The 15,174-nt window shown below is 70.6% G+C and carries 12 protein-coding genes and 1 pseudogene; all 13 read right to left on the bottom strand.

The genetic code is table 11. The features are described 5' to 3' along the window. Positions 1 to 5: 5 nt before the first annotated feature. Entirely contained in the window at positions 6 to 1,391 is a 1,386-nt protein-coding gene (locus CRP49_RS43290; protein ID WP_097258812.1) for an aspartate aminotransferase family protein, read from the bottom strand. Further along, complete coding sequence (gene dxs, locus CRP49_RS43295) at positions 1,388 to 3,331, bottom strand: 1-deoxy-D-xylulose-5-phosphate synthase (protein ID WP_097258813.1); 1,944 nt, start codon at positions 3,329 to 3,331, stop codon at positions 1,388 to 1,390. Before dxs ends, CRP49_RS43290 begins: the two co-directional genes overlap by 4 nt. Positions 3,332 to 3,372: 41 nt before the next feature. Continuing rightward, entirely contained in the window at positions 3,373 to 4,488 is a 1,116-nt protein-coding gene (gene ispG, locus CRP49_RS43300; RefSeq protein ID WP_097258814.1) for a flavodoxin-dependent (E)-4-hydroxy-3-methylbut-2-enyl-diphosphate synthase, read from the bottom strand. A 4-nt stretch (positions 4,489 to 4,492) separates the two neighbouring features. Then, positions 4,493 to 5,515, bottom strand: coding sequence for an adenosyl-hopene transferase HpnH (gene hpnH / locus CRP49_RS43305; protein WP_094217517.1), 1,023 nt, complete (start codon positions 5,513 to 5,515; stop codon positions 4,493 to 4,495). 5 nt (positions 5,516 to 5,520) lie between these two features. After that, on the bottom strand, positions 5,521 to 6,162 hold the full coding sequence (locus tag CRP49_RS43310) for a 1-hydroxy-2-methyl-2-butenyl 4-diphosphate reductase (protein ID WP_097258815.1): 642 nt from the start codon (positions 6,160 to 6,162) through the stop codon (positions 5,521 to 5,523). Further along, a complete protein-coding gene (shc, locus tag CRP49_RS43315; RefSeq protein WP_097258816.1) occupies positions 6,163 to 8,211 on the bottom strand; it encodes a squalene--hopene cyclase in 2,049 nt (682 codons plus the stop codon). Between the two features lie 116 nt (positions 8,212 to 8,327). Further along, entirely contained in the window at positions 8,328 to 9,392 is a 1,065-nt protein-coding gene (locus CRP49_RS43320; protein WP_179852087.1) for a polyprenyl synthetase family protein, read from the bottom strand. Between the two features lie 71 nt (positions 9,393 to 9,463). Then, positions 9,464 to 10,891, bottom strand: a complete 1,428-nt coding sequence (gene hpnE / locus CRP49_RS43325; protein ID WP_097258818.1) for a hydroxysqualene dehydroxylase HpnE — start codon at positions 10,889 to 10,891, stop codon at positions 9,464 to 9,466. Continuing rightward, positions 10,888 to 11,181, bottom strand: a complete 294-nt coding sequence (locus CRP49_RS49490; RefSeq protein ID WP_373560433.1) for a DUF6380 family protein — start codon at positions 11,179 to 11,181, stop codon at positions 10,888 to 10,890. Before CRP49_RS49490 ends, hpnE begins: the two co-directional genes overlap by 4 nt. Continuing rightward, positions 11,181 to 12,131 carry a presqualene diphosphate synthase HpnD gene (gene hpnD, locus CRP49_RS43330; protein ID WP_179852038.1) on the bottom strand — a complete coding sequence of 317 codons (951 nt, stop codon included), beginning with the start codon at positions 12,129 to 12,131 and terminating at the stop codon, positions 11,181 to 11,183. The genes CRP49_RS49490 and hpnD overlap by 1 nt, the downstream gene beginning before the upstream one ends. Further along, positions 12,128 to 13,053, bottom strand: a pseudogene (hpnC, locus tag CRP49_RS43335) (squalene synthase HpnC). The gene hpnD and the pseudogene hpnC overlap by 4 nt, the downstream one beginning before the upstream one ends. A 337-nt stretch (positions 13,054 to 13,390) precedes the next feature. Further along, positions 13,391 to 14,185 carry an ABC transporter ATP-binding protein gene (locus CRP49_RS43340; RefSeq protein ID WP_094217511.1) on the bottom strand — a complete coding sequence of 265 codons (795 nt, stop codon included), beginning with the start codon at positions 14,183 to 14,185 and terminating at the stop codon, positions 13,391 to 13,393. Next, on the bottom strand, positions 14,178 to 15,107 hold the full coding sequence (locus CRP49_RS43345; RefSeq protein WP_094217510.1) for an ABC transporter permease: 930 nt from the start codon (positions 15,105 to 15,107) through the stop codon (positions 14,178 to 14,180). Before CRP49_RS43345 ends, CRP49_RS43340 begins: the two co-directional genes overlap by 8 nt. Between the last annotated feature and the right edge of the window lie 67 nt (positions 15,108 to 15,174).

Below are 15,174 nucleotides of genomic sequence, written 5' to 3' on the forward strand. Positions count from 1 at the left end.
CGGCCTCAGCGGTTGGCCACCGCCTGCTTGATCAGCGTCTTGCCGAAGTCCCACATCAGGCCGCCGCCGCTGTGCGCGTCGTCCATCACCGCCGTGAAGGCGTCGACGAACCGGTCCACGTCCGCCTCGTTCAGGACCAGCGGCGGGATGAGCTTGATGACCTCCAGGTGGTCGCCGGAGACCTGGGTGAGGATCCGGTGCCGCTGCAGCAGCGGTACGACCACCATCTGGGCGAACAGGCCCTTGCGCGCGGCCTGCAGCATGGTCCAGCGGCTGCGCAGCTTCAGCGAGCTGGGCCTGCCGAACTCGATGCCGATCATCAGGCCCCGGCCGCGGACGTCGGCGAGCAGCTCGTACTTGTCGATCAGCGCGGTGAGCCGGGACTTCAGCAGCCCGCCCGTCGTCCGCACCCCGGCGACGATCTGCTCGTTCTCCATCACCGACAGCACGGCGAGGCCGGCCGCCATCGCCTGCGCGTTGGACCCGAAGCTCGCCGAGTGGACCAGGACGCGGTCCATGGACGAGTAGACCTTCTTGAAGATCCAGTCCTTGCCCAGGGTGGCGCCGACCGGGACATAGCCGCCGGAGAGCGCCTTGGCCACGCACACCAGGTCCGGTTCGACGCCGTCCTCGTGCTGGTAGGCGTAGAAGTCGCCGGTGCGTCCGAGGCCGGTCTGCACCTCGTCGGCGATGAGCAGCGCCTTGTGCCGGTGGAGCAGCTCCTGCGCGGCGCGCAGATAGCCGGGCGGGGCCTCCTGCACGCCCTTGCCCTGGATCGGCTCCACGATCAGGGCGGCCACATCGCCCTTCTTCAGCTCCCGGGCGAGCGCGTCGAGATCGCCGAGGGGTACGGCGGTGTCGGGCAGCAGCGGGGCGAAGCCGTCGCGGAAGCCGTCCTCGCCGTTGACCGACAGGGAGCCGGTGGTCAGGCCGTGGAAGGCGTGGTCGCAGTAGAGGACGCGCGGCCTGCCGGTGGCGTACCGGGCGAACTTCAGGGCGGTCTCGACCGCTTCGGTGCCGCTGTTGCCGAAGAAGACCCGGTCCAGGTGCGGGCTGTGGGCGAGCAGCCGCTCCGCGAGCAGGCCGGGCAGCGGCTGGCAGTCGAAGCGGGTGAGGTCGGCGAGGTTCAGGTCCAGGACGTCGTGCAGCGCCTGACGGACGACCGGGTGGTGGCGGCCGAGGCCCATCACCCCGAACCCGGCGAGCATGTCCAGGTAGTCGTTGCCGTCCGCGTCGTAGAAGTGGGCGCCCTCGGCGCGCTCGTAGACCTTGTCGAAGCCGATGGTGTGCAGCATGCGCGGGAGCTGCGGGTTCAGGTACTTGGTGTGCAGCTCGTAGCGCTCGGCTCCGCGGTCGGCGAGGAGGGCGCCGAGGTCGAACTCCTTGGTCATTCAGCTTTCTCCTTGACTGAGCCCCCCGCGTCCCTGACGGCGAAATCCGTGTCCTTGACGGCGAAACCCTCGTCCCCCGCGGCCAGGCTCGCGCCGATCCGTCCGGCGATCTCGACCGGCGTGAGGCCGATGTCGGCCAGCACCTCGCCGCGCTTGGCGTGCGCGAGGAACTGCTCCGGGATGCCGAACCGCCGTACCGGCACGTCCACGTCGGCGTCGCCGAGGGCGAGTGCCACGGCCGAACCGACCCCGGCGGCCCGGCTGTTGTCCTCCACGACGGCCACCAGCCGGTGTGCGGCGGCCAGCCCCGGCAGCGCCGGGTCGACGGGCTTGACCCAACGGGGGTCCACGACCGTGCAGGTGATGCCCCGGGCCGCCAGCAGCTCGGCGGCCTGGAGGCACACCGGCGCCATCACGCCGACGGCCACCAGCAGCACCTCGGGGTCTTCGCCGCGGTGCAGGACGTCCATGCCGCCGACGTGGCCGATCGCCGGGATCTCGGGGCCGACCGACTCCTTCGGGAAGCGGACCAGGGTGGGCGCGTCGTCCACGGCGACGGCCTCCCGCAGCTGGGCGCGCAACTGGTCGGCGTCACGCGGGGCGGCGATCCTGAGGCCCGGGACGACCTGGAGGACCGACATGTCCCACATGCCGTTGTGGGACGCCCCGTCGACACCGGTGACACCGGCCCGGTCCAGCACGAAGGTCACCCCGCACCGGTGCAGGGCGACGTCCATCAGCAGCTGGTCGAAGGCACGGTTGAGGAAGGTGGCATAGACGGCGACGACCGGGTGCAGTCCGCCGGTGGCGAGGCCCGCCGCGGAGACGGCCGCGTGCTGCTCGGCGATGCCCACGTCCCACACCCGGTCGGGGAAGCGCTCGGCGAACGGGCCGAGGCCCACCGGGTGCAGCATGGCCGCCGTGATCGCCACGACGTCCTCCCGCTCCTCGCCGATCCGGACGATCTCGTCGCCGAACACCGAGGTCCAGGACGGCCCGTTGGACGGCACGAGCGGTGCGCAGGTGAGCGGGTCCATCACGCCGACGGTGTGGAAGTGGTCCTCCTCGTGGGCGAGGGCGGGTTCGTAGCCACGGCCCTTCTCCGTGAGGCAGTGGACCAGGACGGGCCCGTGGAAGCGTTTGGCCCGGCGCAGCGCCGACTCGACGGCCTTGATGTCGTGACCGTCGATCGGACCGACGTACTTCAGGCCCAGGTCCTCGAACATGCCCTGCGGGGCGAAGGCGTCCTTGAAGCCCTTCTTCGCGCCGTGCAGGGACTCGTAGAGGGTGTGGCCGACGACCGGAGTGCGCAGCAGGACGTCCTTGCCCCAGGCGAGGACCTTCTCGTAGCCGTCGGTGGTGCGCAGGGTGGCCAGGTGGTTGGCCAGGCCCCCGATGGTCGGGGCGTACGACCGCTCGTTGTCGTTGACGACGATGATCAGCGGCCGGTCCTTGGCGGCCGCGATGTTGTTCAGCGCCTCCCAGGCCATGCCGCCGGTCAGCGCGCCGTCGCCGATGACCGCGACCACATGGCCCTTCTCCCCCTGCACCTGGTTGGCCTTGGCGAGGCCGTCGGCCCAGCCGAGCGCGGTGGAGGCGTGGCTGTTCTCGATGACGTCGTGCTCGGACTCCTCGCGCGAGGGATAGCCGGACAGGCCCCCCTTGCCGCGCAGCTTGGAGAAGTCCTGACGCCCGGTCAGCAGCTTGTGGACATAGCTCTGGTGACCGGTGTCCCACAGGATGCGGTCGACCGGCGACTCGAAGACCCGGTGGAGCGCGATGGAGAGTTCCACCACCCCCAGATTGGGCCCGAGGTGACCGCCGGTTCTCGCCACCGCGTGCACCAGGAACTCACGGATCTCCTCGGACAGTTCGCCGAGCTCCGCCTCGGACAGCGCCTTCAGGTCGCGTGGTCCCCTGATGCTCTCCAGAATCGTCACGCTGGGCCCCCTCTCGGTCCGTGCCGTGCTTTAACCCCAACTCACTTCGTCCGCTCTGCGAGCTTCATGGCCTCCTCGATGAGGGTCTCCACGATCCGGGACTCGGGGACGGTCTTGACGACCTCGCCCCTGACGAAGATCTGGCCCTTGCCGTTGCCCGAGGCAACCCCGAGGTCGGCCTCGCGGGCCTCACCCGGTCCGTTGACGACACAGCCCATCACCGCGACCCGCAGGGGCACGTCCATGCCGTCCAGCCCCGCCGTGACCTCGTCGGCCAGCTTGTACACATCGACCTGGGCCCGCCCGCAGGACGGGCAGGAGACGATCTCCAGGCGCCGCTGCCGCAGCCCCAGGGACTCCAGGATCTGGATGCCGACCTTGACCTCCTCGGCGGGCGGGGCGCTCAGCGAGACCCTGATGGTGTCGCCGATCCCCCGCGACAGCAGCGCCCCGAAGGCCACTGCCGACTTGATCGTGCCCTGGAAGGCGGGGCCGGCCTCGGTGACGCCCAGGTGCAGCGGGTAGTCGCACTGCTCGGCGAGTTGCCGGTACGCCTCGATCATCACGACCGGGTCGTTGTGCTTGACCGAGATCTTGATGTCGCGGAAGTCGTGCTCCTCGAAGAGCGACGCCTCCCACAGCGCGCTCTCGACCAGCGCCTCCGGAGTCGCCTTTCCGTACTTCTGCAGCAGCCGCCGGTCCAGCGAGCCGGCGTTGACGCCGATCCGGACCGGGGTGCCGTGGTCCCTCGCGGCCCGCGCGATCTCCTTCACCTGGTCGTCGAACTTCTTGATGTTGCCCGGGTTCACCCGGACCGCCGCGCAGCCCGCCTCGATCGCCGCGAACACGTACTTCGGCTGGAAGTGGATGTCCGCGATCACCGGGATCTGCGACTTGCGGGCGATGGTCGCGAGAGCGTCCGCGTCGTCCTGCGTGGGGCAGGCGACGCGGACGATCTGGCAGCCGGACGCGGTGAGTTCGGCTATCTGCTGCAGGGTGGCGCCGATGTCCGACGTACGGGTCGTCGTCATCGACTGCACCGACACCGGGGCTCCGCCCCCGACCGCCACCGGCCCGACGTGGATCTGCCGCGACACGCGCCGCGGTGCGACCGGCCGGGCCGGTACCTCGGGGACTCCCAAGGGGACGGCGGTCATGGCGTCACTCCCGGTTTCCGGAGACGGTCTCGCGCATGGCCCGCAGCGACTCCTTCAGGGAGCCCATGGTGGCGAGGACGGCGGTGGGCTCGTAGCCGCAGTGCGCCATGCAGTTGGCGCAGCGCGGGTCCTTGCCGCGGCCGTACTTGTCCCAGTCGGTCTTCTCGATGAGTTCGCGGTACGTCGGCACGTACCCGTCGCTCATCAGGTAGCAGGGGCGCTGCCAGCCGAAGAGCGAGTAGTTCGGGATCGCCCACGCCGTGCACGGGAAGTCGACCTTGCCCTCCAGGAAGTCCAGGAAGAGCGGGGAGTGGTTGAGCCGCCACTTCTTGCGGTTGCCGCCCGCGAAGGCCTTCTTGAACAGCTCGCGGGTCTGCTCGACGCCGAGGAAGTGCTCCTGGTCCGGTGCCTTCTCGTAGGCGTAGGCGGGCGAGATCATCATCTCGTCCACCTGCAGGTCGTCATTGAGGAAGTTGAGCACCTCGATGATGGTCTGCGGGGTGTCGGTGTTGAAGAAGGTGGAGTTGGTGGTCACCCGGAAGCCACGCCGCTTGGCCTCCTTGATGGCCTCCACCGCCTCGTCGAACACACCCTCCTTCGCCACGGACTCGTCGTGCCGCTCGCGCAGCCCGTCGATGTGCACCGCGAAGGCGAAGTAGGGCGAGGGCGTGAACTTGTCCATCTTCTTGCGCATCAACAGGGCGTTGGTGCAGAGGAAGACGTACTTCCGCCTGGCCACCAACTGGCGGACGATCTCGTCGATCTGAGGGTGCATCAGCGGCTCGCCACCGGCGATGGACACCATCGGCGCACCGGACTCCAGCACCGCGCCCACGGCCTGGGCCACCGGCATGCGCTGCTTGAGCACACCCGCCGGGTGCTGGATCTTGCCGCAGCCCTCGCACTTGAGGTTGCAGGCGAAGAGCGGTTCCAGCTCGACGATGAGCGGAAACTTGTCCCGCCTGCGGATCTTCTGTTCAGCCAGGTAAGTAGCGACCTTGATGGACTGACGCAGCGGCATGGCCATCTGGCTCACCTCCGGGGGAGCAACAAAGAACGGTGCCATTCGAAAAAAGCGGGAAGGACGGTACGAAGAACGCGGAAAGCTGATATTCCACCGCGCACCGTGCCGATCCGGACGAGTTCATGTTCTGGAGCGTCCACGACCACCCGTACGGCCGCAACCGGGCGCTCACCCGCGCGGACGGCGCTCAGGAGCGTGGCCGCGGACTCCATGTCGACCGCGATCGCGCCGGTCGCGAGCAGGTCGGACCGCTCATGGCCGCGCACGACATGGTCGGAGCCGGTGACCGGCCCCGTGTGGACGGTGCGCCCGGGCAGGATGCGCACGAGTTCCTTGACGAGCAGGTCGGTGCCCACGCACGGGACGGTCCCGTGCGTGTCCCGGGTCTCCTCGGCGACGACCAGGTCGCCGGGGTGCATACCGGGTGCGAGCCCGGCGCAGAAGCCGGTGGCCAGGACGGCCGCGTCGGCCAGCGCCGGGTCCGCGAGGAGCCGGTTGACGGAGCGTTCCGCCGCCTTGGGGCCCATGCCCGTACGGACGACGGAGAAGGGCCCGCCCGCACCGCCGCGGTCGCCGGTGCGCAGGGCGAGGTGCTCGATGCCGAGCGCGCAGGCGATCAGCAGCGGGGCCGGGGCGGGCTGGGCGCTCATTCAGCCCCCCTTGACCTCGGAGAGCGGCTTCTTGACCTCGGAGAGCGGCTTGGTCCTGGCGAGCAACTGCCGCTCGAAGGGGTCGCCGTGCAGATACCGGCCGAGCGCGGTGAGCGGGAAGACCTGCCGGTAGAGGTGGTAGTTGATGGAGAAGTCCCACGGGAAGCCGGTGCCGGTGAAGTACGGCTCGTCCCAGGAACCGTCCTCCCGCTGGGTCTCGGCCAGCCACCGGACGCCGCGCTCGACCGCCTTGGAGCCCTGCTCCCCCGCCGCGAGCAGGGCCATCAGCGCCCACGCGGTCTGCGAGGCGGTGGAGGCGCCGCGACCGCTCCACTCCTTGACGTACTTGTAGGAGCGCAGGTCCTCGCCCCAGCCGCCGTCGTCGTTCTGGACGTTCTCCAGCCAGGTCACCGCCCGTCGGATCGCCGGGTGGGAGCCGGGCAGCCCGGCCGCGGTCAGGGCGGGCACCACCGAGCCGGTGCCGTAGACGTAGTTGACGCCCCAGCGCCCGAACCACGAGCCGTCCGGCTCCTGTTCGGCGAGCAGCCACTCGATGCCGCGCCGGGTGCGCGGGTCGTGGGCGAGTCCCTCGGCGGCGAGCATCTCGACCACGTGCGCGGTGACGTCCGCGGAGGGCGGGTCGATGACCTCGCCGAAGTCGCAGAACGGCAGCCGGTTCGGGAACGGGCTGGTGTTGTCGACGTCGAAGGCGCCCCACGCGCCGTTCTTCGACTGCATTCCGAGGTTCCAGCGCACCGCGCGCCCGATCGCCCCGTCCACCCGGTCCGGGTCGTGGTGCCGGACCCGGCGCAGCGCGAGCGCGACCTCGGCGGTGTCGTCGATGTCCGGGTAGTTGTCGTTGTGGAACTCGAACGCCCAGCCGCCGGGCGGCAGTCCGGGCCGCTTCACGGCCCAGTCGCCGGGCCGGACGATCTCCTCGCCGAGCATCCAGTCGGCGGCCTTGACCAGTTGCGGGTGGTCGGTGGGCAGTCCGGCGTCGACCAGCGCGATGGCGGCGAGGCAGGTGTCCCACACCGGGGACTGGCAGGCCTCGATCATCCGGGCGCCGTCCTCGCGCCACACGGCGAAACGGTCCAGCGACGCGAGGCCCTCGCGCATCACCGGGTGCTGGAGGTCGTAGCCGAGCAGGTGCAGGGCGATGATCGAGTACACGGCGGGGGGCTGGATGCCGCCCCAGCAGCCGTCGTTCTCCTGGCGCTCGATGATCCAGCGGGCCGCCGCGTTCATCGCGGCCTTGCGCAGCCGGCGCGGGGCGACCTTGCGCAGCTGGTGCAGCGCCTTGTCCAGGCGCTGGAAGGCGCCGTCCCAACTCGCCACCGGGGCGAGCGGCTTGGCCGGGTTTGGGTCGGCCGGATCGGTGTGCAGCTCGTCCAGCGGGAAGGGCGCGGGGCGGACCGGGCGCTTGGCCGAGACCACGGTCAGCGGCACGACGGTCTGCCGGGCCCAGCAGCCGAAGTCGTAGATGTTGAGCGGCATCCAGCTGGGGAAGTAGATCAGCTCCGGCGGGAGTTCGGGCAGGTCCTCCCACTTCCACCAGCCGAACAGGGCCAGCCAGATCCGGGTGAACACGCGGGCGGCGGCGATGCCGCCGCGCTCACGGATCCAGGCGGAGGCCTTCGCCATGTGCGGGGCGTCGGGTGCGTCGCCGGCCAGGCGGAGGGCGACGTACGCCTCGATGGTGGTGGAGAGTTCGCCGGGCCCGCCGTAGAAGGTGGCCCAGGTCCCGTCCTCGCGCTGCTCGCCGCGGATGAACAGGGCGGCGGCCCGGGTCGTCGCCTCGTCGCGGATCCCCAGGAACTGACGGAGCAGCAGGTCCTCGGCGTCCATCGTGACGTTCGTCTCGAGGTCGCCCTTCCACCAGCCCTGGGCGTCCTGCCGTGCCAGCAGGAAATCGGTGGCGCGCCGCGCGGCGCGTTCGGCGGCTTCTTGTACCCCGGCCGCCGCGGGGGTGGTGATGTCGGTGTCGCTGGCCGCGGCAGCGCGGGGCGGGATGGTCGCCCCGGTGCTTCCGTCGGTCGTCGCTGTCATGGCTTCCCCTTCGTGCAGTCGTACGAGTCGTGCTGCTGTGGGTCCGCCGTCGGCCGGTGTCCGTCGTCCCTCGACACCGGCCGGCGACTACGCGAGGGCTATTCGACCGATAGGGATCATCTCTTTCGTACGACGACGAAGTCGGCGAGCGCCGTGAAGGCGGCCCGCACCTGGTCGGGCATGTCGACGGCGTCGAGGGCTTCGATGGCGATGGTGTGCTGACGGCGTGCTTCCTCGGCCGTCCACTCGCGGCCGCCGGCCTCCTCGATGAGGGCGGCGCGTGCCGCGAACTCCTCCTCGGAGAAGTTCTCGAAGTCGCTGCTCTTGGCGTCGGCGGCGAGGATCTCGCCGAGCTGCTCCGAAGCGGAGCCGCCCGCCGCGAGCGCGGCCACCACCGGCAGGGACTTCTTGCGCTGGCGCAGGTCGCTCCAGGTCTGCTTGCCGGTGGACTCCGGGTCGCCCCAGATGCCGAGCAGGTCGTCGACGGCCTGGAAGGCGAGGCCGAGGTGGTAGCCGTACTTCTCCAGGGTGTCGGCGGTGCGGTCGTCGGCGCCGCCGAGCACCGCGCCGATGGAGCTGGAGGCGGCGAGCAGGGCGCCGGTCTTGTTGCCCTCCATCTCCAGGCACTCCTCGACGCTGACCCGGTCGCGGTGCTCGTAGGAGATGTCCTGCGCCTGACCGTCGATCAGGGCGCGGGTGGCGGTGGTCAGACGGCGGGTGGCGCGGCCGGCCTCGACGGTGCCGAGTTCCAGCAGAATCTCGTTGGCGAGGGCGAACAGGGCGTCGCCGACCAGGATGGCCTGGGCGGGGCCGTGCACCTTCCAGACCGTGTCGCGGTGGCGGCGCTGCTCGTCGCCGTCCATCAGGTCGTCGTGCAGCAGCGAGAAGTTGTGGACGAGTTCGACGGCGACGGCCCCGGGGATGCCCACCTCGGGTGCGGCGCCGGTGACCTCGGCGGAGAGAACGGCCAGGGCGGGACGCACGGCCTTGCCGCCGTCGCCGTCGGCCGGGTTGCCTGCGGCGTCGATCCAGCCGAAGTGGTAGGCGGCGACGGTGTCCATGGGAGGAGCCAGACGGTCGACGGCCGCACGCAGGACCGGTGTGGCCAGGGTCCGCCCGCGCTCCAGAAGCGCGGTCACGTCCACCGCGGTCCTCCGAGCGGGCGTCGAGGCCGGGGGCACAGTGGGCACAGTCTCTCCTCTTGTTGCGGTACCGGGGGTGCGGGGGCCTGCCGCCGGCTGCTGATCGAGCATCAGGCCGCCTCCTCGAACTCGAAGAGGTGGCGGGGGCGGGGCCGGCCCAGGGCGCTCAGCGCGGCGTCGGCCGCGCTCACTCCACTGCGGACCGCACTCTCCATGGTCGCGGGCCACCCGGTGGCGGTCCACGCTCCGGCCAGGTACAGGCCGGGGGCCTTGGTGCGGGCGCCGGGCCGCAGCCGCCCGACGCCAGGGGTGGGAGCGAACGTCGCCGTGCGCTCCCGGGTCACGAAGAAGTCCTTCACCACCGCGCCGCGGGTGCCCGGAAGCAGTCGCTCCAGCTCGGGCAGGTAGCGCTCGCGGAGCTCGGCGACCGGCGCGTCGATCTCGTCCTGTGCCGCCGACTGGGACAGGGCCAGGTACTGCCCCTCGCCGAGGCCGGACGCGGCCGTCCGGTCGAAGACCCACTGCACGGGGGTGCCGAGGGCGGCGAAGAAGGGCCGGGCGAGCACCTTGCGGTCGTAGACGACATGCACGTTGAGGATCGGCGCGGTGCCGATCCTCAGAAGCTGTTCGGGGGCGTCGAGGGCGCCGGGTGGCAGCAGGTCGTGCGTCTCGCGCTGGGGTACGGCGAGGACGACCGCGTCGGTCTGGATCGTCTCGTCGGGAACCTGAACGCTCCAGGTCCCGTTTTCGTTGGTGGAGACGGAGGTGACGCGTGTACGGACCTCGGTACGGACGCCCGCGGAGTCGAGCGCCTTGCGGGCCAGCCGGTCGTGCAGTTCGCCCAGCGGGACGTGGGCCCAGCCGATGTCGGCCGCGCCCGGGTCGGACAGCAGACCGGTCTTGAACACCATCGCGGCGAGCCCCAGCGAGGCGTCGCCCGCGACCGCGTTGAGGGTGGCGACCCCGACCAGGTCCCACAGGGCCTCGATGGCACGCGCCGACTGGCCGTGGGCGGCCAGCCAGCTGCCGAAGTCCTGGGTGTCCAGGGTCGGATCGGCGAGGTCGAGCCCCTTGAGCGCGAGCGCGGCACGCCCGACCGCGGCACGCTCGGCGAGCGACAGGTGCGGGTAGGTCGCGAGGCTCCGGCCCAGGTGCAGGGGTACGGGCAGCGCGTCGCGCCGCAGTCTGCCGAGCCGCCGTCCCTCGGGGCGGTTCACGTCGAGTACGGGCACGTCGAGACGATCCTGCAGCGGTGCCAGCGCCGTGCCCTCGATGCGGTCGAGGAACCAGCGGTAGGCGGTGCAGCAGCGCAGGTACACGTGCTGGCCGTTGTCGACGGTCAGGTCGCCGCGCTGGAAGGAGAAGGCGAGGCCGCCCAGTCTCGGCCTGCCTTCGAGCAGGGTGACCCGGACGCCCGCGTCGGCGAGCGCGAGCGCCGCGGTGATCCCGGCCAGGCCGCCGCCGACCACGACGGCACTGCGCCCTGCCGGTGCCGGGGTGTCGGCGTGCGCCTCCGCGGGGTGTGCGCCGTCGCTCATCGTGCGTCCCTCCGTGCGTGCCCAAGCGCTCCGCTGGACGTGCCGCGATGGGCCGTCGCTCGTCCGCGGCGCCATCGTGGCTGGTCGTGCCCACGCGGCGGTAGCCGCATGTCCCGCACAGCCCCGCGCCCCTTCAGGGCGCTGTCGAACCTCAGCGGACTTCGCCTGGCCTGCTTGGCGTGCTGGATGAACGGTGCACGCTCAGCCGTCGCAGTCAGGGACGCCACGCCGCAGCGGAGGGTTGCCCGCCGCATCGGGCCGTCGGAGTCCTCCTGGTCCACAGAGCCCATCAGGCGCGCCTCCTGACGGTCCGCCGGGACACGTGCCGGGTGTCGAGGCCGGACAGTCCGCGTACGGCGACGTAGGCCTTCTCGCGTCCGGGCAGCGAGACGCGGCCGCGCAGCACGGCCTCCGGGTCGCGCTCGATGCGGTCGAGCAGGCGGCGGTAGATGCCGGCCATGGCGGCGACGCAGGCGCCGCTGCGCCGGTCGAGCATGGGGAGCAGCCGGTAGCCCTCGGCGAAAAGGGCGCGGGCCCGTCGCACTTCGAAGTGCACGAGGCCCGCGAAGTCGGAGCCCTCCGGTGGGGTCGGCCCGCCGAATCCGGCCGAGCAGCCGAACTTGGCGAGGTCGTCGGCGGGCAGATAGGTACGGCCGCCCTCGGCGTCCTCGCGGACGTCTCTGAGGATGTTGGTGAGCTGGAGCGCGAGCCCGAGCGTGTCGGCGTACTCGGACGCGCGCTCGGCGCCGCGCGCCCCCGGTTCCGTACCGAACACGCCGAGCGAGAGGCGGCCGATGGCGCCGGCCACACAGCGGCAGTAGACCTTCAGGTCGTCCCAGGTCTCGTAGCTCTCCCCGCGCACGTCCATCTGGACGCCGTCGATCAGCTCGTCCAGGCCGCCGAGCGGGATCGGGAAGGCGCCGGCGGCATGGGTGAGGGCGACGGCCACCGGGTCGGTGTCGTCCTCCTCGACCTGGCCCTCGCGGATGCGGGTGAGCAGCGCCCGGGTGTCCTCGAGGCGCGCGACCTTGACCTCGCCGGGCAGGTCGCCGTCGCCGATGTCGTCGACACGCCGGGAGAAGGCGTACAGCGCCGACATGGCGCGGCGCTTGGGCGTCGGCAGCAGCCGGATGCCGTACGCGAAGTTACGGGCCTGCTGCCCGGTGACGGCCTCGCAGTAGCTGTAGGCGGCGAGTACCGGTGCGGACACGTGTGGCACAGACTCCACGGTCCGGATCACCCCTCTCCTCGCAGGGTCACGCCCACCTCACGCAGCAACTGGACCTTGCCGGGTTTGGGCGGGCCGGGAAGTACGTCGTATTCGGCGGCGGCGATCGCCCGGATCGCCGCCCTTCCCCCCGCCACGAACCCCGCGAGCAGCAGCTTCAACCTGCCGTGGACGCTACCCACCAGGGGGGCGCCTTCATTCAGCAGATCGCGGGCGCGTTGTGCTTCGTATGCAACCAGAGCGCGCACCGATGCGCCCGTGGTTTTCGTGGCGAGATCCGTTTCCTGGACGTGGAAGCGTTTCATGTCCTCGGCGGGCAGATAGATCCGGTCACGGCCGAGGTCCTCGGCCACGTCCTGGAGGTGTTCCACGATCTGCAACGCGGTGCAGATGGCGTCGGAGAGGCGGATCCGCTCGGGGGTCGAGGTACCGGTGACGGAGAGGACGAGGCGGCCGACGGGGTTGGCGGACAGTTCGCAGTAGGCGAGCAGGTCGTCGTAGGTCTCGTACCGCGCGACCAGCTGGTCCTGGCGGTTGGCGGCGATCAGGCCGAGGAAGGGCTCGGGAGTGAGGGCGCGGCGGCGGACGGTGGGCTGCAGGCGGCGGAGCAGGGGGTGGCGGGGCGTGCCGTCGAAGACACGCCGCAGGTCGGCCTCGAACGCGTCGAGGAGGGCCAGCCGGTCCTCGGCCTCGGCGGCCGGCACGCCCAGGACGCGCGCGTCGGCCCCGCCGGGGCCAGGTCGCCGTCGCCGATGTCGTCCACGAGGCGGGCGAAGCCGTACACGGCCATGAGGTCGGCGCGCCAGGCCCGGGGCAGGAAAAAGGGGGCCACGGGGAAGTTCTCGCTCGCGGCCTTGTCCAGCGTGGCGCGCTCCAGTTCCGGCGCCGTGTCGGTTCCCGTCACCGCGCGCTGCCCGGGGCGAGGACGGCACATGCTGCGTTGAGCTGGGGAGTTTCCGTAGCCATTGCCGTCACATCTCCCGTTCTACACTGCCGACCCAATACACACTATTTCGGACACGCCGCCCGGCCCTCCGCGGGGCCGTCGCCGGGAGGGTGTCGCGCATTATGGCCCTACTTGCCGCTTTCCGGCACCCGTACAGCTTACGTTGTACAACGCGGCACGGTCCGTCGGGGTGTCCTGCGCATCACAACAACACACCGATTGGCGTCAAGATTCCTAAGGCCGCCGGGAGTTGACGTTTCCTTTGCAGACGCAGGGCCCCACCGGACGGTTGCCGACGGGGCCCTGGCCGAAACGGCTCGACGGGTCACTTGCCCGTGAACTTCTCGTACTCCTTGAGGACCTCTTCGGTCGGGCCGTCCATGCGCAGTTCGCCGCGTTCCAGCCACAGGACGCGGTTGCAGGTGTCGCGAATGGACTTGTTGTTGTGACTGACCAGAAACACGGTGCCGGCCTCCTTGCGCAGTTCCCGGATCCGCTCCTCGGAGCGCTTCTGGAACTTGCGGTCACCGGTGGCCAGCGCCTCGTCGATCATGAGGACGTCGTGGTCCTTGGCGGCGGCGATGGAGAAACGCAGCCGGGCCGCCATACCGGAGGAGTAGGTGCGCATCGGCAGGGTGATGAAGTCGCCCTTCTCGTTGATGCCCGAGAAGTCGACGATCTCCTGGTAGCGCTCCTTGACCTGCTCACGGGACATCCCCATGGCGAGACCGCCGAGGATCACGTTGCGCTCGCCGGTGAGGTCGTTCATCAGCGCCGCGTTCACACCGAGCAGCGAGGGCTGGCCGTCGGTGTAGACCTTGCCCTTCTCCGCGGGCAGCAGGCCGGCGATGGCGCGCAGCAGGGTGGACTTGCCCGAGCCGTTGGAGCCGATCAGGCCGATCGCCTCACCGCGGTAGGCGACGAAGGAGACGCCCCGCACGGCGTGCACCTTGCGCACGCCCCGCTCCTCGCCGCGCTTGACTATGCGGCTGAGGGCGGCCGTCGCACTGCCCTTGCCCGTCTTCGCGCCGTTGACCCGGTAGACGATGTGCAGGTCGTCCGCGATGACCGTCGGGCGCCGCTCGGCGTTGTCGTCGGTCTGGGGGTTCTGCTCAGCCACGGCCGTACCTCTCCTCCGCCTTCCAGAAGTACACGAACCCGCCCGCGAAGACGACCACGGCCCAGAACAGGGCGATGGCCCACACATGGGGCGGCAGGTTCGAGGCGTCGTACCCGTCGATCAGCGCGAAGCGCATCAGGTCCATGTAGACGGCGGCCGGGTTCACCTGCAGCAGGCGGACCGCCAGCTCGGATCGGCCCTCCATCATCTTGTTGATGGAGAACATGACGCCGGACGTGTACATCCACGTACGCAGGATGAACGGCATCAGCTGGGCGAGGTCCGGCGTCTTCGCGCCCATCCGCGCCACGATCAGCGCGAGCCCGGTGTTGAACAGGAACTGCAGCACCAGGACCGGCACGATCAGCAGCCAGGACAGACTCGGGTAGCTGCCGAAACCGATCGCCACGATGAACATCACGATCATCGAGAAGAGCAGCTGCTGCAGCTGCTGCAGCGAGAAGGAGACGGGCAGCGAGGCGCGCGGGAAGTGCAGGGCGCGCACCAGGCCCAGGTTGCCGGAGATCGCGCGGACGCCCGACATGATCGAGCTCTGCGTGAAGGTGAACACGAACACGCCCGTGACCAGGAACGGGATGTACACGTCCTTGGACATGCCCCGGCTCGCGTGCAGGATGACGCCGAAGATGAAGTAGTAGACCGCCGCGTTCAGCAGCGGGGTCGCCACCTGCCACAGCTGGCCGAGCTTGGCCTGGCTGTACTGCGCGGTCAGCTTCGCCTGGGAGAAGGCGAGGATGAAGTGGCGCCGCCCCCACAGCTCCCGGATGTACTCGGTGAGCGAGGGCCGGGCACCGCTCACGGCGAGCCCGTACTTGGCGGCGAGCTGTGCCGCCGTCAGTCCCTCGTCGGGCGACGGGGCCGCGGTCACCGCGACACCGCCGTCGTGCGTTGTCTCACTCACAGGTGGAAGCTTTCGTCTTCGAGTACGTCGGGGCTTCGGGCGCGCCCAGAAGTGCGCGGCCCGCACG

Origin of the sequence: Streptomyces sp. Ag109_G2-15 (assembly GCF_900215565.1) — a bacterium.
Taxonomy (GTDB): Bacteria; Actinomycetota; Actinomycetes; order Streptomycetales; family Streptomycetaceae; genus Streptomyces; species Streptomyces diastatochromogenes.